The organism is Winogradskyella eckloniae (assembly GCF_013249045.1).
Lineage (GTDB): Bacteria > Bacteroidota > Bacteroidia > Flavobacteriales > Flavobacteriaceae > Winogradskyella > Winogradskyella eckloniae.
Window position 1 is genome coordinate 36675 of the sequence record NZ_JABRWP010000006.1, and the last position, 20881, is coordinate 57555.

Below are 20881 nucleotides of genomic sequence, written 5' to 3' on the forward strand. Positions count from 1 at the left end.
TCTGATGTAAAAAACAATTATTTTATTAGTCCATACATTAAAATACGCATATTTTTATATCAAACTAAATAAATAACATGCGTAGAATTATAGGCATTATTAGTGTTGTAATTATATTATGTATTCAACAAGCATACTCTCAGAATTTTGAAAGAATTTCTAATAAAGAAGGATTTAATCAAAATACGGTTAATGCAATAGAACAAGATAAATATGGTTTTTTATGGTATGCTACACCTAATGGTTTAATCCGTTATGATGGTTACGAATTTAAAACATTTAGTACACAGTCTAACAGTGAGCAAACCATATCTAGTAATAACATAACCTATTTGTTTAATGATGAAAACGGAATTCTTTGGATCGGTACCAATGTAGGAGTTAATGTTTATGTGCCATGGTTAGAACGTTTTTTTAAAGTTCCGATAGGACATAATATAGATGTCAAAAAAATAGCAATAAAAAATAGCTATGTGTGGATCGCATCTTCTAAAGAATTAATTCGTTGTCAATTAAAGGATGTTAATAATGGCGTTTTTGAAGTATCAGAAAACATACTTGTTTTGGATGATGCTGATATGGATCTAAATACGTTTGCTTTTGCTGAAAACGGAACAATTATTTTAGGTACCACAAAAGGTTTGAAAAAAGTAAATTGTAAGTTAGATTCTTCGCTATTAAAGCCTGCGCTTCCAGATGTAAATGCTTTTGATTTTTTTAAAGATAAAGAGATTACTGAAATCCTAAAAGAGGATAACATTTTTTGGATAGGAACCACCCAAGGACTATATAGTTCTAATTTAGATTCTAAATCGGATTATCTGATAAAGAAAATAAATGTTCCAAATAAAGATTCAGAGTTTTATGTTAACAGCCTTTTTAAAGATAATGATAATGCTATTTGGATTGGAACCATTGGTGATGGTCTATACAAATTTAATCCAATTCTAAATTCATTTAAACATTATAATTACGATCCAAAAGATAAAAATAGTGTTAGTAGTCATCAAATAAATGCGGTATATCAAGATGTTTTTGATGTATTATGGATTGGAACTGCGCAAGGCGGTATAAATAAGCTAGATGTTAATCAAAAGCCATTTTATTCTTATAAAAATAACCCATACGATAAGAACTCTCTTGGAGATAATTTAATTACATCAATATTAGAAGATAATACAGGTGCAGTTTGGGTTTCTGGTTACAATAACAAATTATTTAGAAGTATTGATGCTGTTTCTGAAAACACTATTAATAAAATTAAGTTTGAAGACTTACAAGGAAAATTGTCATTAGATCATAATGATGTTATTAGGTGCATTTATCAAGATCAAAAAAATTATATCTGGTTAGGTACTGATAAAAAAGTGTTTGTTTATCACCCACAAAAAAAACAATTTAAGGAGATTCAAATTTTATCTAAAAACGGAAAATTATCCTTATTCTTAACGCGTAAAATTGCTCAAATTAATGAAACCGATATTGTTTTAGCAGGTAATAGAATTATAATAATTGAAAACCCATGGTTAACGGTTAATAATTCAAATCAACCAAAAGTTACAATAAAGTCGAGTGTAAGAATAGCTGCTAGCAGAGTACAATCTTATCTTAAAGATAGTAAGGGATTTTTATGGTTTGGAACCGATAATGGTCTGTTGCAGTGTAAATATATCGGTGGAAAATTAGAAATATTAAGAACATATAATAATAAGAAAAGTGAAGGAACTCCATTAAGCCATAATAGTATTTTTTCACTACATGAAGATGAAAATAACAATATTTGGATAGGTACTTTTGGAGGAGGAGTAAATAAACTAACTGTAGATAAAGAAGGGAACCCGGTAGATATCAAATATTTTAGAAAGCATGATATTCTACCTGATGATGTTATTTATGGTATTTTATCTAAAAAAGGAAGTGGTAACTTATGGATGAGTACAGACATGGGCTTAGTACGTCTCAACGAAGCAACAAACAATGCTAATGTTTTTGATGTTAGTGACGGATTAAAACAAAATAATTTTAGGCAATCTGCCTATACGTTAGGAGCTTCAGGTTACATGTATTTTGGAGGCCTTAATGGTTTAACTATTTTCGATCCTCAAAAAATCACATTAAATAAACAGTCTCCGCGTGTATTAATAACCTCATTGTTACTTAACAATAAACCCGTAAAAATTGGTGAAAAATTTAACGATATCACTATTTTAGAAAAAGCAATATCAGAAACCGATACGGTAACCATTTCTAAGAGTCAACGCATCATTTCATTTAATATAGTAGCAGAGCATACTTCTGCACCTGCTAAAAATAAAATTGCATATAAATTAGACGGTTTTAATAAAGATTGGGTAGAAACAGATGAAGGAAAATCAGCAATCACGTATACTAATTTATCCGCAGGTACATATACTCTAAAAGTAAAATCGGCTAATGGAGATGGTATTTGGAGTGACTCAACAAAGTCTTTAACATTAATTGTATTACCACTTTGGTACCAAACATGGTGGAGCTATACGATACTTGCGTTGTTGTTTTTTGGCATTGGCGTTGGGATTGTATTTTATTTTGTTCAGCACGAAAAATTAAAACAGAGATTAATTTATGAGCAATTAGATAAAGATAGAATGGAAGTAATAAATCAAGGTAAATTTAAGTATTTTACTAATTTGTCTCATGAATTTAGAACGCCATTAACGTTAATTTCTGGTCCATTAGACAGAGTTATTGATAACAATACTAATCCAGAAAGTGAAAAGTTTTTAGCAATTATTAAACGTAATACACATAGGCTTTTAAGTTTAATAGATCAATTAATTACGTTTAGACAAGCAGAGCAAGGTTATCTTAATTTGAACTTTACAAAATCTACTTTAGGCGATTTTTTATACCCAACCACAGAAGCTTTTGAAAATTATGCCTTAGAAAAAAATATTAATTTTTATTATAAAATTAGCTCTCCAAATGAAGAGATTGTAATTGATATAGAAAAACTAGAAAGGATTCTTTTTAACTTATTGTCTAACGCATTTAAAAATACGCCAGTTCAAGGCACTATTAGCATTGAAGCTTCAATTGTGTATGAAAATGATATAAAAAATATTAGAATTGATGTTATTGACACCGGAAAAGGAATACCAAAGGAAAGTTTAAAGACCATATTTGAACGCTTTTATCAATTAGGAAACCAGGATGGTAATGTGAGTGGAGGTGGTATTGGGTTGTCTTTTTGTAAATCCTTAGTAGAGTTGTTTAATGGTCGTATTACTGTAAAAAGTAAACCTAAAAAGGAAACACGATTTACAATTGTGATTCCATCGTCAACCATTGAGGATGTTAATTTTGAAGATAGTGATGCGAAGAAATCTTTTATAAAAAACTGGGTACCATTACAGGCTAATAAATTAGAAGACCTTGGAGCCAAACAAAAAACTAAAAAACAGCATAATGTTTTAGTTGTAGAAAATGAAGTGGATATTCAAGATTTTCTAAAAAATGCACTTTCGGATACATACAATATTACCATAGCGAATAATGGACTTGAAGGGCTAGAAGCCATAAAAAACACAGAATTTAGCACTGTAATAAGTGATGTTATGATGCCTGAGATGGATGGTTTTGAATTATGTAAACTGATAAAGGCTAATCCTGAAACCTGCCAACTCCCAGTTTTATTGTTAACAGCATTGGGTGATAATGTAGATTTAATAAAAGGTTTAGAATTTGGTGCAGATGAATATATCAGTAAACCATTTTCATTAAAACATTTAGAGCTTCGACTTAAAAAATTAATTGAAAATAATGAGAAGATAAAAAACTACTTTTCAAAGAATAGTTTACCACCTAAGAATAAAAAGGAATTAGGGTTTTCTAAAAGAGACTTAGAGTTTTTAGATAAAATTACTGAGATAATTGAAAAAAACCTATCAAACTCAAATTTTGGTGTAGAAGAGCTCTCGACAGAGGCAGGCTTAAGTTCATCTCATTTTTATAGAAAATTAAAGCAATTAACAGGGCAGGTACCAAATGCCTATTTACGTAATTTTAGATTACAAAGAGCGGCAGAGCTATTAGATAGTAATCATGGTTATAACGTTGCTGAAGTCATGTATCAAATTGGGATTGAATCAAATTCGTATTTTTCTACTTCATTTAAAAAATTGCATGGTGTATCGCCTTCTGAATACTCAAAAAGGTAAGATGAGCGTTTTAAGCAATTAAATGGTATAATATAGAATGAAATGACCGCAGTATTAGATTAATTTTGAGATTCAAACAAACAATTAATTAATAATTAACTATTTAAACATTATGAAAAAAGCAATATTATTATTTGTATTTAGTATCGCATTAACAAGTACGGTTTTTGCACAAAGTAAAACGGATAAAAAATTAAGTAAGAGAGTCACTTCTTATATAGAGACCGTTGAGAGTAAATTAACCCTTACTGCTGAAGAAAAGGAAACATTAATAGCGTTGAAAACAGAACACTTAAAAGAATCTTCAGAAATTAGAGCAAAGCACGAAAAAGGATCTGAAGAATTTAAGGCTGCAAGAAAAGCGAGCAATCAAGAATTTAATAAAGCCTTAGGTAAAGCGCTAGGAAAAGACCGAGCTAAAGAAATTAAAAATGCGGCAAAAAAGAAAAAAAGCTAAGCATTAGTCTACAATTTTCAATAGAGGTATCTTATAAGTTTATATACTTAAGTACCAAAATTAATGATAAGTCCTCGAAAAAAAGATTTCACAATACTTTTTTAGAGGGCTTGTTTTTTTATTAATGATAACTTTTAAAAGGGGCTGATCAGCTCTTGTAGTAATATTTAGCATCAATCTCTAAAGTTTAAAAATTAGACATATGCATAAGTTAACAGTTATATTAATTTTATTAATGGTCTCCGTTCATTATGTTCATTCTCAAGAAAAAACCTTAAAAATAGAAGGTGTTGTTAAAGACGAAACTAGTTTAAGTATCCCTTTTGCTGCGATAAGTATAACCTCAAAATATTTGGGTACGTCTAGTAATGAAGATGGCCATTTTTATCTAATGTTATCTCAAAACAATTTATTAGATACGCTAGAGGTTTCTAGTATCGGTTTTACGACGTCAAAAATTGTTGTAAAAGATTTTATAGCACTTAAGGAAAAAGTGATTGTTTTAAAAGAAGATGTTGTTTCACTTGATGAAGTGAATATCATGAACCCAAAACAATACGTTGACCTAGCTTTTAAAAAATTAAAAGAAAATATGGTAAGTTCAGTGCACGAACTAAAAATATTAAATCGATTTTTTGCTGTAGAAGATGATATTGCTAAGTTTTATGTAGAACATTATGTAAAAGTAAAAGATGTAGGTCCACGAGGTGGAAAAGAAGTGCGAAAAATTGATGTCGTAGAGGGTAGGCAATCCGTAGATTTTAGAAGTTATAAAAATCCAAATATGGATCGAATTTATCCTATAAATTTTATGACAAAAATAGACCCTTTAAGACGAGGGATAAACACAAGTAATTATGAGTGGACAAAAATTGGCGATACCTCCTATGATGGAGAAGATATCGTAATAATTCAAGGCATAAACCAAGTAGAAAAAAGAAAGAAATATTTAGATCCTGTGTTGTATATTGGCATTGATACCTATAAAGTTTATAAAACAAGGAACAAAGCTGCAAATGTGGTCTATATCTATAAAAAAAATAAAGATGGGAAGCTTTATTTAAGTTATCATAACCATTACGGAAAAAAGTTTGTAGAATTATCCGAAGAGCATCAAAAAATTCTTAAAACCACCAATGATAAAATTAAAATTTCTAAACGTAATGAAGTGGTTGTTTTGGGTATTGAAACTGATACGAAGAAAATAGATGTCAACTATACTAACGTACACAAGATGAAGATGGAAGAAGTAAAAGTTAAATATAATGCCCAATTCTGGGAGGATTTTAATATGCCACCACCAACAGAATATTACAAGAAAAGTATTAAGGAATTAGAAGCTAGTTTTGGCATTAATATCCAAACCCAGTTTGAGTATGCTAACAAATAATCATCTAACTACCTTTATAGATATTGTATAAAATATATGCTCAACGAGTATATATTTAAAAACCTCAAATGAATGTATTTTATTTGAGGTTTATTTTATTACTATTAATTTAGACCAAAGGATTGTCTATGTTTTATTGTAATGTGTAATTTCTAAATATTTATGCGTTTATAGATAAGTGTATCTGTTTTTCTCTTTAAAGATAGTTAAACTCAAAGATTTCTTTTTGGGTATTAAACTCTACAGAGTTGTTTTTTCTGTATTTAAACGAACTACGCCTTTAAATCTCCAAGGGTTTTAGTATTAAAATAAAAGTAATTATGAGTAAGCCTATATTACCAAGTTGATAAGGCAGCCCTTACCCATGTGTTAGCAGCTGTACAAATATAAATATAAGTTGCCGTTACTCTAATCTCACCTACAGTTCCGGTATCTGAAGCACTGGCAGGTGCCGTATTTAATGCAGATAGTTTATACTGCGTAGCTTCAGTTGTACCTTCTATTTCTAATGCATGTGTGGATGCCGTTTTAGCAATGCCAACTCTACCTGACGTAAAATCGCCATAAATTAATGGTGTTGCGCTACTTTCATTTTGAATCACTAAGGTATTAGAAACAAGATCCCAAGCACCATTGAAACCAGCTCTATTGCCAATAAAAACGTTAGAACTCCCCTTGTTATCTCGGCCAGCTTGTCTTCCTAAAAACACGTTCAAATCGCCTTCTAAATAACGACCAGATTGTTGTCCTACCAAAACATTATTACTGCCGTCTAATTCGTTTCCAGATAAATAGCCTATTATAACATTAGATGATGATAGATTATCATTACTAGCTATTAATTCTCCTGCATAAGAACCTATTGCTGTATTATTTCCTGATATATTTTGTTTAAGTGCGCCATAACCAAATGCCGTATTATTGCTACTATCAAAATTATTGGTTAACGCTTCGGTTCCGACAGCGGTATTATTATCTCCAGAGACATTAGTGGTCAAGGCTAAATTTCCTAAAGCTACATTTTCGTTTCCAGTGGTGTTATTACTCAAGGCAGCATTTCCTATTGCAGAGTTGGCACTTCCGCCACTATTATTAGAAACAGGATTATTATTGCCTAAGGCATCTGCACCAAATGCGGTATTGTGGTTGGCAATGGTGTTGTTTTCTAAAGCTCTTTTTCCAAATGCAGAGTTGCCTTGACCTGTGGTGTTTTCTCGCATTGCAACATAGCCAAAGGCAGAGTTGTTATTACCACTATTTCCAGAGATAGTAGTATTGTTTTCAAGTGATGCATAGCCAAAAGCAGAATTATGATCAGCGTTTGTATTGGCATTTAAAGCTCTATAGCCTATGCCTATATTTCTTCGGTCATTGCCATCATCGTTAGCACCAGCGTCTATACCAATAAAAATAGAAGACCCGTCTTCTGACCCATCTACATCAGATTTTGCGTCCGATAGATCATTTAATTTTTCAATACTAGACAGTCGTGTCCATCCATTCACTTGGTCCCAATGATAAAAACCTTTAGTGTTTAAACCTACTGTTGTAGTAAGGTATACCAGCATTCCATTTTGGGCTGCTGTAGGTGGTGTTGATGGAAAGTCATCAATTCTTGGGATTAATAAACCGTCTTCATTTGTTGGTGCGGCTTGATTAGATGCAGTTATATCTAATGTAGCTTGTGGTAATGTGTTTCCTATACCAATTTGAGCATACGAAAAAGTTGAAAAAAGCAATATGATATAAAATACAATATTCCTATAATACATTCCTTGTTGTTTAATTATGTTATTTTTCATATTTAGATGATTATTATTTCTTTATTATTTTAAAAGCCTGTACGTCATTATTGGATGAATATGCTTTTACAAAGTAGACACCTTCCTTTAATGAAGACACGTTAAAATAGGGTTCGTTTTGATTAAATTTTAAAATTTGTTGCCCTTCAATATTATATATGATTGCTGAAGAAATGTTTTTTGTTAGTCTAAAGGAATCTTTTACTGGGTTAGGATATAAGACGATTTGATTAAAATCAGTTTCAGAATCTATACTTAGCGTTTCACCAACTAAATAAGCGCCTTCTGGTCGGGTATAGGGAATAAAATCTGGCTTAGGTGACTGAACCATTCTATTGTTTATTTCTTGCATTATAGCCATTTCATCAGCGGTGATATAACCATCGGTAATGGTAGTACTCCATGTCATAGTGGCTCCTGGATCTGTAAACGTTCTTACAAAACGATATGCCTGCTCAATTTCAAATACTAAATCTGCACTAGCTACACTCCATTGTTGTCGTATTGGAACAAAATAGTGTTTTAGCGCTTGCTTAACTCCATTATAAGAAGACCAAGGGTTTTCTGTAACTAAAGGAAAAGAGAATTCTTCGTAAGCCCATGAGTTTGGAGGCGCGCCTTGACCTAATGGAGTTGGGTGTCCGGCTGTGAAATCCGTGTAAGGGTCATTTGCTTCTAAAAAGAACACTCTATAGTCCGTTGGGTCTTCGTCTGTTGTAGAATCGGAATCAACATATATGTTATTTCCATCCTCATCTTTTATAAATGATTTAGTTAGGTTTGTAGCAATAGCGGCTTCAGGATGTACGTCCCTAATCATGGCAATAAAAGCATCTAAGTCACCGGGTAAATTTGAAACATTATCAATCCAATACCCATCAACTAGTCCGCTAAAACGTTCAAAAAAACCTCTTGCTAAGGTTTGCCATGCTAAGCCTTCATCTCCCGCAAAATTAGTGTTATAATAATTCTCCCATCCTGTAATGATTCCAGCTTCAGTAGCATCAACATTTCCTTGAATAACCGATGGTCCAGCACCATTTACATACAGTATTACTTTTTTTCCTGCTGTTTTAAAAACATTAATGACATCTAATATTATTTGTTCATTTTCTATTGTAGGTACCATGCCTGGATGAATTTCGTTAGCAATATCTACGTAAGCATTATCTCTTAAAGTATAAAAGTAGCCGTGCGCAGGATGTGTAAAATTGGTGATTATATGTCCAACACTAGGTAAATTATCTACTATTTGTTGTGCACCAATTACCCAATCATAGTGATCTGTATTGTCTAACCTAATACCTCCATGAAGATTAAATCGCATTCCCCAAGATCCTGACAAAAATTGAGCTTTAGGTATGGTTTGCTCAGAATATCCAGAAATAGTGTCAAAATAATATGTTGAAGTTAACGCCGTAGTATCTTCAGAAGCTAACTCAATTTGTATTTGGTCATAGCCTCCTTCTAAAAGTACATTCGCTGGGATGGATTCGTTGTTAAAATCAAAGGTAAAAGACGCCCAAGTCTCACCTTCTGAAAATAGTAATTCTTCAAAAATAGCATCAGAATCTCCAAGATTTGAGTTCCTTAAATATAGTCTAATAGAAGTATTGGTTGCATTAAATTCTGAAGTTGCTAAAGATGTATATGCTTTAAGTGAAATAGTATATGATGTTAAATCTGTAATGGGATTTGTGAGATCAAAACTTATTGTAGGTTCAGGATTCCCATCTCTTACAAATTTAGAAACGGTAGCGTTAGAATTAATAGTATTGATTTCTGGATTGGTTTCATTGGTGGTAAATACGCCAGCTGAAACGCTGTTAAAACTAATATGCTCAGTACTACTTGCATTCTCATACCAAACTTGTTGCGAAGAGATGGGAATTATGTAAATAAATGTAAATAGAATTAATAAATTAATTTTTTTAACCATGCCTGATATTTTTTTATAAAGATAAAGCGAATCGAAAAACATTGTTTTCTCAAATGACCCATTCTCTTTCTGTAATCCATCTATACACATTTTTGTGCTTGGTTATTAAGGTGTTAAGGTTGTAGTGAGATTAATTTTTTGCTTAGTCATAATAAATTGAAATATTACAGACTGCATTGCTAGACTAAAATAAATTGATGGATTAAAGCAACACAAATGGCTATTTCAGATACGGTATTTCTAAATAGTTTTGTTATTTAGCAAAAGAATTTAGATCGTGTTTTATATTTAAAGATGTTGTAGAAAAACATTTGGATGGCAAGTGATTAAAAAAAAACAAAAATGAAGTACAGAAATTATGTGATAGGTTTTATAGCTTTAGCTGTGTGTTTTAATTGTAATTCCAAAAAGTTAGATGTAGTTACTCAAAGTAAAAAAGATACAGGTAGACCAGAACCTAACGTTTTGCTTTTACTTACGGATGATTTGGGTTGGCAAGATGTTAAAGCCTATGACATTGATGAGCCTTCTCCTTATGAAACACCAAATATTGACGCCTTAGCTAAAAAAGGAATTCAGTTTTGGCAAGCTTATTCTCCAGCACCTACTTGTGCACCTAGTCGATGTGCTATTATGAGTGGCAATCATCCTGCTAGAGCACAAAAGACACATGTTGTAGGTGGTGCTCCTCCAACAGTTAGTGGTCATAAAAATGTACAACGCATTATGGATCCTTGGTATAGTGGTCGTATGCCAGAAAATGAAATAACATTAGCAAGAGTATTACAACAAAATGGTTATACAACAGGACATGCAGGGAAATGGCATATGGCTATAAATCATCACGCCTTTCCTCAGCCCGAAGATCAAGGATTTGATGTTACTACCTCAGATCGAGGAGCAACAAGTCCACAAAAACCACATCGTTTAACAGATTTTGCCACTACAAATGCCACAGACCCTTACCGTCTAGATGATAATGGCTTTCCTTATCATCAAAACAACCAAGATGCTTTAAATTTTTTAAAAGAAAATAAACAAGATCCATTTTTCTTGTATTATGCAACGTTTTTAGTCCATGCGCCTATACATACTAGAAGTAAAGCACTTTTAGAAAAATATTGTAAAAAATTAGGGGTGCCATTTCCAACAGACCCAGAACATTGGGAGGTAGAAGGGCAAAATAATCCGTATTACTGTGCTATGGTAGAAATGCTAGATTACTACGTTGGGCAGGTTTTTGATTATTTAGAAGCAACCGATGATCCGCGTTGGCCAGGGCATAAGTTAATTGAAAACACGTATATTATTTTTACTTCGGATAATGGCGGTATGGAAAAGGCACATGGCGATATTGTTACTGATAATTACCCATTAGACAAAGGGAAAATTAATGCTAAAGAGGGTGGAACTAGAGTGCCTCTTATAATTTCAGGACCTGGAATTAAGTCTGGAGTAGCATCTGAGGTTGTTGTAAATGGGCTTGATTTTTACCCAACGATTCTATCCTTGTTAGGTATAGAAAAGCCAAAAGACAAACTTTTGGATGGCGCTGATTTATCAGACCTGTTATTAATAGATCCAACCGATTCTAAGTTAGTAAAGGATAAAAATGGTAACACCCGATCTGAGATGATGTGGCATTTTCCACATGCTTCTTTTCAAAGTACTTTGCGAGTAGGGGATTATAAGTTGATAAGAAATTATGACTATAAATCGAATGCTGATACACCAGAATTTGAATTATATCAATTATACAGTACGCGTAATGGTAAAGTGAAACGTGTAGATATCGAAGAGGCTCATAATTTAGCAACAACTTATCCGGAGAAAACAAAGGAGATGAATGACCAATTAACTTCAATATTAACCGAAATGGAGGCAAGTTATCCGTATTACAATCCTTTTTATAAAAATGACTTAGAGCATAAAGAAACAGTACCTACGGTATTATCAGATTCAAAAGAAAATAATCAAGTTGTTTTTAAGTTCAAAGAAAATGGTGCTGCGGTGGTAAAGGCAGATTTAATTTATACCACTAATGGAGGACATCGATATGAAGAATGGTTTAAGACTGATGCTACCGTAAATTCTAATGGCACCATAACTGCAATCTTACCGAAAAGTACAACGCACTATATTATTAACTTAGTAGATTCAAATAATTTCTTAATAAGTTATCCCGAAATTCCTGCGAATAAAACACTTAGGATGAATAAACAGAAGTACTCTGAATATGCATTGAATAATTAAAGCTGAAAATATCAAAATAAGAAATAAAAAAACTTCACGTTAAGTCACAATCAGTATGGGACAAAAGTTATGTAATAATTTAAAAGTGGTCGTTAACCATTTATTGTTTTTTGTTTGTTGGCTGTCATATGGTCAAGTTTCTAATTTATGGGTTGAACTCAACCCTAATGCAGGTCATTCCACTCAGTTAAATGAGGATATAAGTATTAACAACGGAACTATAATTCAAAATTTCACGTCGAGTAACGTCGGTTGCTTTGTTCTTAACGATGCTAATGAATTAGTGTATTCAGTTACCTATATCGAAGATGATTTAGACAATGATGGTGATAATGAACAAGTAGCTTTCGATGTCGTAATTAAAGCCTATACCGATGCCACGTACACTTACAGTGCAGAACCAAACGCTTCTTCTGTTACTAATTATGGAACCCAAACTGACGTCACTAATATAGATAATTCTTGGGGAGTTATGAGCGATTTTGATATTGACCCAGGCGAATCATTAGTTTTTGAAATCGATAATTTAATGATCAATGGATTAAACTCTAATTTTACTTATGCTATAGGTTTTTCGGCAATTGATTTGGTAGAAACAAATGGTGGTAGAGACCATACTATGATTTTTGGCTTAGGTAACGGTTTGGAATCTCTCGAAATTGATAGTAATCAAAGTTATATGTTTTCTGAGTTAAGTAATTTATTTTCGGTTACAGGTACAGGAAGTCTTACAACGGCACCGCGCGAAATTGCTATTAAAGCTTTAAAATTAAAGTTAGAAATAAACGGGCCAGATAATACCATTTGGGATGTAACGGATTATTCTGTTTTTGAAAAAGGCCCAGATTTTTATCATGATTACCCTGAACAAACGGTATTACTTCCAACTTTACCCAACTTTTCTTGGAATAAAATTCCTAGATGGGTAGCCGTTAGAAGTAATAATGCACTATCAGAAGAAGCGGTTACAAGTATAGCTGAGAATTATCAGTTAGTTATGTTAGAAAAAGCAAATTTTCAAGGTTTTGAATATATTGAAGATGGTATCGAAAATTTAGCTTCAAGGATTAAAACACAGAACCCTAATCTAACAACTCTATTTTATTACAACACACGTATCAACTACTTTGGTTATGAAGCCAATGAAGAATATAATAGCAATGTTGCTAGTTGGAGCACATATTTAGATGGTGAGATATATCTTTTTAAAGATCTTTATTATTGGTATAATCATGATGTTGAAGCTATGCGAAATTGGTGGATTAATACTTGTGTTAATATGGCAAATTTAGATGTTATTGATGGCGTGTTTGTAGATAAAATTACAAACCCAAATGAAAATGGGGATTTGTATAACACCAACGGAGCATTGGCAAATAATTATGTGACGATGTTAAGTGACCTTAATGATCAGTTGCCATCCGATAAGCTTATTGTAGGAAATACTTTAAGGAATGAGCGCGAAGGAGGAAATAGAGCGCTGATGGAAATTATGGATGGTTCTTATATAGAGCGTTGGGATTTTCCGAGTACAGACCAATCGCGTGCAGATGCAATAGCCGTGTCTATACAATTAATGAGGGAGGCATTACAAAAAGGGAAAATGATTAATTTTCAATCAAGTCCAAGTTATTCCGCAATTGAAGAAGAACCTGCAGATCCCGATGAATTATTGGCTTATACGATAGATAACGTTAAATTTCCGTTGGCCGTATTTTTACTTATCGTTGAAGAAAATGCTTATTTTAGTTATAAAACAGGCGTAAATGCTGCAAGTAATAGTTCTGACTTATGGGATACTAGTTTTATAGACGAGTTTAGTTATTTTTTGGGGGAGCCACTAAGCGATCCTATTAAAAATGGATATATATACGAACGCTCTTTCGAAAATTTAGATCTATGGGTAAATATAGAAACCAAGGAAACTGTTTTTAATTGGATAGATGAGACCGCATTATCTATCAGCGATATAGATATTAAGGATACGGTATATATTTTTCCTAATCCAGTTAGCCATACGCTTAGTATTTCAAAAAGAATAAATATGGCTACTATATATAATATGTATGGTCAAAAGGTTTTGTCGTTTTCTGAGTATAAAAAAGAATATGACGTATCTCAATTACAAGATGGTATTTATATTATTACGATCAAATTACAAAATGGCGAAAAGCATTCCATTCGTTTTGTAAAAAAATAAGTAGCATTTGTCTCGCTAGTTTTGTTTTTAACTACCTACTGTAGAATTTAATAAATTTTACTTTATTCTCCTATTTACAATTAAGTACTAGATATATTCATTTTTTTTAATGTGCCTTATTTTTATAAGATTTTTAGTGGTTTTACAAGATTTGAGAACGCTTTTGGGTGAATTAAGCAAAGAAGGTTCGTTTTATGTGTCTAAATTTGACTAACTAATTTAAAAACATTTATATTATGAGAAAACAACTACTTTTAGCATTTGCATTCTTCGCAGTAATTTGCGGCGCATCTGCACAATCGAACACATTTACATTTACTGGTACATCTTCTGACAGTGAGAATTTCTCTTTTGGATCATCTGCAGGTATATATGCACTTTCAGGTACAGAATTTAGCCAAGGTAATAGTTTTATTAGTTATAACTCAGAGGTTGCAAGCGGTAGCCCTGTTTCAGAATCGTTTGGTATTAATACCTCAGGCAGTACAATTGACGCAACGTTAACTTTTGCTTATAGAAAAAGAGCAGCTATGACAGGAGTAATAACCATTTCTATTCCTGGTCAAAGTGATGTGACTTATACTTTACCTGATACGTCAGCAGACGATGGTGGAACAGATAACTTAGTAGAAAAGACATTAGAATACACTACAACTTTATCCTTATCTCCAACAACGACTAATATAACAATTACTGTTGATGAATTAGCTCAGAATGCAGCTAATAATGTTCGATTAAGAGTTTATGATGTCACTGTAAATGGAACATTGTCGGCAAGTGATTTTGAGACTCCTGAAACAAGTGTAAAGCTTTATCCTAACCCAGTAAAAAACAGTTTTCAATTAGATTCTAATAATAATATTGAAAGCGTTGAGTTGTATAACATTACAGGTCAGTTGGTTAAGACTTATAAAGAAGCATCTACTTATTATGATATAAGTGATCTAACAAATGGAATTTATCTTGCTACTATTAATACAGAATTTGGAACTAAAACATTCAAAGTTTTAAAAGAATAAGTTTTGATTTCATTTTTTTTAACAAATTAAATAGTAATAACAACGTAATGAAAGGTAGTAATTTAAATTGCTACCTTTTTTTATTCCTTAAATTGATTAAAAACTAATCTTCTTATTTTTCTATGCTTTCTTAAAAGTATTACCTATTAACTACAGTTTGAATAAATTATAAGTGTAAACACAAAACCAAAGTTGCTCAATTAAAATATGAACTCTTTAAAAATATTGGGGTTAATCTTCTGTATTGTTACTTACGGCTTGTACAGCCAAACGACACCAGTCATAAATGGGATTGTTGTTAGTGAGTCTAAAACTCCATTAGAGTTTGTTTCTGTAGCTTTACTTAAAGAAAAAGATTCTACTTTTGTTACGTATACAATAACAGATGTAAAAGGGGAGTTTACATTTTTTGATGTTCCTAAGGATTCCCTGTTATTACAATTTTCATATTTAGGATATATAACGCATTACAAGGAAATTCATTTCAAAAAACAACCCATACGGCTTGGGGAAGTTGTGCTTAAAGAAGACACCTTTGAATTAGATGCTGTTACATTGTCTGCTGTAGTACCTATTCAAATTAAGGAAGATACCATTGCGTTTAATGCCAATTCGTTTAAGGTTAATCCAAATGATAATCTAGAAACACTTTTAAAGAAACTTCCAGGTTTAGAAGTTGGGTCTAATGGAAAGGTGGTCGCTCAAGGCACTGAGGTTACAAAGATATTTGTAGATGGTAAGGAATTTTTTGGTGGTGATCCGGCTATTGTTTTAAAAAATTTATCTGCAGATGCTATAGAGAAGGTTGAAATTATAGACAAAAAAAGTGATGAAGCTGAATTAACTGGAGTAGATGATGGTAATAAGCAGTTGGTCATTAATTTTACATTAAAACCGTCAAAAAAAAATCAAGGTTTTGGTAAGGCTTCTTCGGGTATAGGGTTAGATAGACGCTATTTTGCAAATCTTAATTACAACAAATTCTCGCCAAAAACACAATTGGCCGTTATTGGTAAATACAATAACATAAATATTACAGGGTCTAATATACAGGGATTTTTAGAAAATGCTGATGGTATTTCAGACGAGTCTGATGATGATAATGCCAACACCTCCAAATCAAAAAGCCTAAGCGGTTTTTTAAAAACGGGAATTAGCGGTATTAATATGAGCCATGAGTTTAAAGACAAAGAAGTATTTAATGCTGACTATTTTTATAATTTTTCGGATAATCGCGGAACCACGTTCTCAAAGCGCATATCATTTGCTAATTCTAATAACTTTAATTACCTCGCTGAAAATAGTTTCAATAAAATATCTAATAATCATAATTTCAATTTTAATTATAAAAACAAATCCAATAGTACTAACAGTCTTACCATAAGAGGCAGGTTGAATACGGATAAAATTATACAAAATTCTACGAGAACGGGCTTATATTATAATGAAGATGTTGTATTGGTAACAACAAACAATCAAGCGTATCAAAACAATAATCTAAAAAAATTATTCAATATCAATATTAACTTTTATCAGAAGTTAGATAAGATTGGTCGTAGCTTTAGTGTTGGCTTTAGAACGAGTATTAATGGGCAAACAAAAGATAATGAACAATCTACTTTGACTGTAAGAAATGTGAATACAGATACACCATCGCCTAGAGAGATTTTTGCAGTAAGAGATGAAACATTTGATAATGGGTTATATAATTTAAATTTTAAATACACAGAACCATTAGGAAATAATCATTATTTTAAATTGCATTCTTCTTTAAAAATTTTAAACCAAAATGAAGATATCTACCAACTTAAAACGACATTAACGGATGATAATGAGCAGGATCTTCTAACATACAAATACAACAATAGAGAAGGGAGTTACCAAAATAGAGCAGGCTATAATTACAGCACTAAGCAATGGAATGTTTATACAGGTATGGAGTTTCAACAGTTAGATAGATCTTTTGGTGTCGTTTCAGAAAATCCTTTTAACAGCACCCAATTTTATTTAAATCCGTTTTCTATCTTTCAATATAAACCAAAGAGAGGTATTAAATACCGATTAGTTTATAATAGAAGAATACGTAGTCCTCGTTCTTCAGAAAGCTCAACCGTTATCAACGATTTAAACCCGTTGTTTATTAGACAAGGTAATCCTAACTTAAAAACTGAAAAGACGGATGATTTTACATTAACGGCTAATATTTTTAATTACAAATCATCATTAAATTTTACAGGTAGTATTAAATATCAGTTTTCAAATGATGCTATTATCCCAAATATTACCATTGATGATGATTTTGTAAAAACAAGAAGCTATATTAATAGTGGAAACCGTCAACGATTAACTACTGCCTTTAATTTTAGCAAAAAAATAAAAGGGTTGGGCATTAGGTATACATTAAAAAACAGTAATTTATATAACGCCTATACCTCATTAATTAATCAACAACTCAATGATGTGGTATCAAAAGATTTTACTCTAGGGTTATCTGTAGAAAATGCTAATAAAAATTTAGTAGATTTAAAGTTAGGGGTTAATTACAGTTTAAATCATACCTCGTTTTCTATAGAACAAAACCTTAATCGTAGCTACAGACAACAGCATTATTTCTCGGCTATTGACTATGATTTTACTGAAAAACTGAATTTCAATACGCAATTAGATTATTTCATTTTTTCTGATAATCAATTCGCCACTAATCTAGAACTTCCAATATGGAATATGGCTATTTCTTATTATTTAAGAAATAGCCATAATAGTTTTAAACTCATTTTTATAGATCTTTTAGATAAAAATGTAGATTTTCAAAGACGAAGCACTACTAATTATTTTGAAGAAACCACTTCAGAGAGTTTAGGACGCTATATTATATTGAGTTATACATACCGATTAGGTAGCCGAAAGCAACAAAAAAGTTAATCAATAAAAAGCGTATTACCTATTTATTTATTCTTTTAATAATTTTAAAACAGACTGACTTCCATCTGTATTGGTAATTTGTAAAAAATACAAACCTGCTTTAAGTTCTGAGATGTCTATATCTTCATACTGATCGTTAAACTCAAAGGTCTTAGCACCTTGCAGACTATATAACACACCAGATTTTACTGCTTTAGATAAACTAAAAGTTCCTGTCACAGGATTGGGATACAACCCTAGAGGTTGCACATTTAAATGCTGGTCATCAACACTTAAAAATTCGTCTATTTCAAATGTAAGATCATAGATTCTAAATCTAGGACTCAGTCCGTTGTTATTTGTGAGCCCTGTGGTTACAATTTCTAATTCTTGGCTAGCATTGGTAAAGGTTATTGGTATGTTAAAATTAAAATCTACATCGTCTGTACTAGATAGACTAGTGTAATTAAAACTCTGAGTGTGCTCGCCAATGGTAACATCAAAACTTACAACGTCGTCTACTTGAGACCTCACACCAAAAGTGATATTGCTGCACGTTACTGCAGTATCTGTAGTAGATTTTACAAGAAATTTTGCGCCATCTCCTCCGCCTTCTGTACGTGTTTGTAAATAACTACCATTACCGTTTATTGTTGTGCCTCCAATGAGTTCTGAGTGATCTGTTCCTGGATTGTAAAGTTGTATAAGATCTGAATCATTTAAGGTTATATACGTTGTTTGTATTGTAGAAACTTGCTCAGAAATAATTAAGAAGTTATTCGAATCGATTAGCGTAAAAACAATACTAGATGAAGAAATAGGAACATCAGCAGTAATACTATTGCCGTTAATAGTGGCATCTACTTCAAACCATTCTGAACCATTTTCAGTATAAAGCATGTAGGCTTTGCTAATTGTGGCTTCAGTGGGTTGAGTTGTAACCAAGGTGGTTGCCGTTTGTGTGTCTTGATCGAAGTATGTTGAGACTATCGACGGGACATTATTCTGGTTTTCTAAAGGATAGTCACTACCGGAATAATCCGAATTCCATTGCGGATATCTCGCATTGTTTGCTGCTAAAAATGTTTCTAGCTTGTTTGTTAATTCATTAACGATTGTTGCATTAGCGGTGTTAATGATATTGGTAGTTTCTTCTAAATCGTGGTTGGAACCATCGGTATTATATAGTTGATAAAGTTCATAAGAGCCATCGATGTGATTTTTATAAAGTTTAAACTCATTACTTCTAACGGCCGATTGCATTTGGGTATCTTTATTGTGCGGGAAATGCCAATACAAATCGGTTCTTTCATTTCCGGTTGAATCTTCTATTATTGGAGACGTGCCTTTTAAAAAGGAAGATAAATCTACACCATCTAAATTATTTGAAATACTTGGGTCTACAGTTGTACCTGTTAAACCTAAAATGGTTGGATAGAAATCTAAATGTGAAGCGAGTTCATCGTAGTCCCCAACTAAAACATCAGGCCCTGTAATTACAAGAGGAGTACGTATACCGCCTTCTTGAATGTACTTTTTTCCTTGATCTAAAGGGTAATTATCGGTAATGATTTCTCCACTGTTAGATTCTGCTCCACCATTATCTGATGCAAAAATGATATACGTGGTATCATATAATTTCATTCCTGGATGTCTTGGATCGTCAGTTTCTTTTAAATAATTAACTATTTTACCTAGACTCCAATCTAAAGAGGCTACCATGGCACCATAATATGGATTGGTTTGACCTCCAGTAGTTATATCCGTATCTGTAGTTGGTACTGGAATTTCTAATTTGTTACAATAATAGGTTAGTAAGGCTAAATCCCTTGTTTGTATTGGTGTATGTACTAACCAAGTGGCCATATATAAGAAGAAAGGTTCTGTTTTATTGTCTTCCATAAATTGTAAACCATTTTCAGTTACGGTATCGTAAGGTCTACCGTCTTCGTCAATTCTGTAAGGGTCATCTACAGCATCTGTAGCATAACCCGTAGTTCTATCTCCCATTCCTGATGCAATTCCTCGTCCGGTAAACTGAAAACCGAAGCCTTGATCTACTGCTTCAGGATATGTATTATGACTAAAAGCCATATGCCATTTGCCTACATGTCCTGAGGTGTAGCCATTGGTACTTAATGCTTCAGCGATTGTAGATTCTTCTGTCTTTAATCGTCCTGGGAAATAAGGATGGATCAATTTATTGGCGTTATTACTACTATTTACTGAAGGTATACGACCACCACCAACATGTGTCATCTTTGTTTGCATCGTATGGCGACCGCTCATCATTGCACTTCGAGATGGTGCACACGTTGGTGCAGGAGAATAAGCTTGAGAGAAGTTAGCGCCTTCTGCAGCTAAGCTTAACATATTTGGAGTTTCCCATGGTACAATGGCACCTTCATCATTCAATTCGGTGTCTTGCCAACCTAAATCATCTGCATAAAAAATTATAACATTGGGTCTGTCAATGGTTTGTCCATGTGTTTGACCGATAAAAAATAAACTAAGGATACAAAGGAGTGTAGTGGTTTTCATTTTGAAATTATTTTGAGTAAAGGTATAAGGCTTTCAATCCTACATTATGCTTTAAACCACCAAAATGTTACTCGAATCAACCATTTGTTTTATAATATTATTAGTTGTAAAAGGACTTTGGTTATTTTGATAAATAATGTAATATTTTAATTGAATCATTAAATTCTTTCCATCACTGTT

The 20881-nt window shown here is 32.3% G+C and carries 10 protein-coding genes; 7 read left to right on the forward strand and 3 right to left on the reverse strand.

Annotated elements, in window-relative coordinates:
• Window positions 1-77 precede the first annotated feature (77 nt).
• The 3 genes from HNV08_RS11525 (at window position 78) to HNV08_RS11535 (ending at window position 6046) form a co-directional block, all read left to right on the forward strand.
• The gene (locus tag HNV08_RS11525) at window positions 78-4199 is read left to right on the forward strand and encodes a hybrid sensor histidine kinase/response regulator transcription factor (protein WP_173281482.1); all 4122 of its coding nucleotides are present in this window, start codon (window positions 78-80) and stop codon (window positions 4197-4199) included.
• Between the two features lie 112 nt (window positions 4200-4311).
• On the forward strand, window positions 4312-4656 hold the full coding sequence (locus HNV08_RS11530) for a hypothetical protein (RefSeq protein ID WP_173281483.1): 345 nt from the start codon (window positions 4312-4314) through the stop codon (window positions 4654-4656).
• A 202-nt stretch (window positions 4657-4858) separates the two neighbouring features.
• Complete coding sequence (locus HNV08_RS11535; RefSeq protein ID WP_173281484.1) at window positions 4859-6046, forward strand: carboxypeptidase-like regulatory domain-containing protein; 1188 nt, start codon at window positions 4859-4861, stop codon at window positions 6044-6046.
• A gap of 335 nt (window positions 6047-6381) precedes the next feature.
• Here the strand turns inward: HNV08_RS11535 and HNV08_RS11540 are convergent, their stop codons facing one another.
• Window positions 6382-7848: an autotransporter outer membrane beta-barrel domain-containing protein gene (locus HNV08_RS11540; protein WP_173281485.1), complete on the reverse strand. Its 1467-nt coding sequence runs from the start codon at window positions 7846-7848 to the stop codon at window positions 6382-6384.
• Between the two features lie 13 nt (window positions 7849-7861).
• The gene (locus HNV08_RS11545; protein ID WP_173281486.1) at window positions 7862-9787 is read right to left on the reverse strand and encodes a T9SS type A sorting domain-containing protein; all 1926 of its coding nucleotides are present in this window, start codon (window positions 9785-9787) and stop codon (window positions 7862-7864) included.
• A gap of 342 nt (window positions 9788-10129) precedes the next feature.
• Between HNV08_RS11545 and HNV08_RS11550 the strand changes: the two genes are divergently transcribed.
• From HNV08_RS11550 to HNV08_RS11565, 4 genes are all read left to right on the forward strand, one after another.
• A complete protein-coding gene (locus HNV08_RS11550; protein ID WP_173281487.1) occupies window positions 10130-12040 on the forward strand; it encodes a sulfatase in 1911 nt (636 codons plus the stop codon).
• 55 nt (window positions 12041-12095) lie between these two features.
• Window positions 12096-14240, forward strand: coding sequence for a putative glycoside hydrolase (locus HNV08_RS11555; RefSeq protein ID WP_173281488.1), 2145 nt, complete (start codon window positions 12096-12098; stop codon window positions 14238-14240).
• A gap of 236 nt (window positions 14241-14476) precedes the next feature.
• Window positions 14477-15259 carry a T9SS type A sorting domain-containing protein gene (locus HNV08_RS11560; RefSeq protein WP_173281489.1) on the forward strand — a complete coding sequence of 261 codons (783 nt, stop codon included), beginning with the start codon at window positions 14477-14479 and terminating at the stop codon, window positions 15257-15259.
• 207 nt (window positions 15260-15466) lie between these two features.
• Entirely contained in the window at window positions 15467-18181 is a 2715-nt protein-coding gene (locus tag HNV08_RS11565) for an outer membrane beta-barrel protein (RefSeq protein ID WP_173281490.1), read from the forward strand.
• Window positions 18182-18208: 27 nt separating this feature from the next.
• On the opposite strand, the gene HNV08_RS11570 is transcribed toward HNV08_RS11565, so the two are convergent.
• The gene (locus HNV08_RS11570) at window positions 18209-20701 is read right to left on the reverse strand and encodes a sulfatase-like hydrolase/transferase (RefSeq protein ID WP_173281491.1); all 2493 of its coding nucleotides are present in this window, start codon (window positions 20699-20701) and stop codon (window positions 18209-18211) included.
• Between the last annotated feature and the right edge of the window lie 180 nt (window positions 20702-20881).

Excerpts from the sequence above, each read along its gene's own strand:
- HNV08_RS11525 (WP_173281482.1), top strand. The coding sequence starts at position 78 with ATGCGTAGAATTATAGGCATTATTAGTGTTGTAATTATATTATGTATT.
- HNV08_RS11530 (WP_173281483.1), top strand. The coding sequence starts at position 4,312 with ATGAAAAAAGCAATATTATTATTTGTATTTAGTATCGCATTAACAAGT.
- HNV08_RS11535 (WP_173281484.1), top strand. The coding sequence starts at position 4,859 with ATGCATAAGTTAACAGTTATATTAATTTTATTAATGGTCTCCGTTCAT.
- HNV08_RS11540 (WP_173281485.1), bottom strand. The coding sequence starts at position 7,848 with ATGAAAAATAACATAATTAAACAACAAGGAATGTATTATAGGAATATT.
- HNV08_RS11545 (WP_173281486.1), bottom strand. The coding sequence starts at position 9,787 with ATGGTTAAAAAAATTAATTTATTAATTCTATTTACATTTATTTACATA.
- HNV08_RS11550 (WP_173281487.1), top strand. The coding sequence starts at position 10,130 with ATGAAGTACAGAAATTATGTGATAGGTTTTATAGCTTTAGCTGTGTGT.
- HNV08_RS11555 (WP_173281488.1), top strand. The coding sequence starts at position 12,096 with ATGGGACAAAAGTTATGTAATAATTTAAAAGTGGTCGTTAACCATTTA.
- HNV08_RS11560 (WP_173281489.1), top strand. The coding sequence starts at position 14,477 with ATGAGAAAACAACTACTTTTAGCATTTGCATTCTTCGCAGTAATTTGC.
- HNV08_RS11565 (WP_173281490.1), top strand. The coding sequence starts at position 15,467 with ATGAACTCTTTAAAAATATTGGGGTTAATCTTCTGTATTGTTACTTAC.
- HNV08_RS11570 (WP_173281491.1), bottom strand. The coding sequence starts at position 20,701 with ATGAAAACCACTACACTCCTTTGTATCCTTAGTTTATTTTTTATCGGT.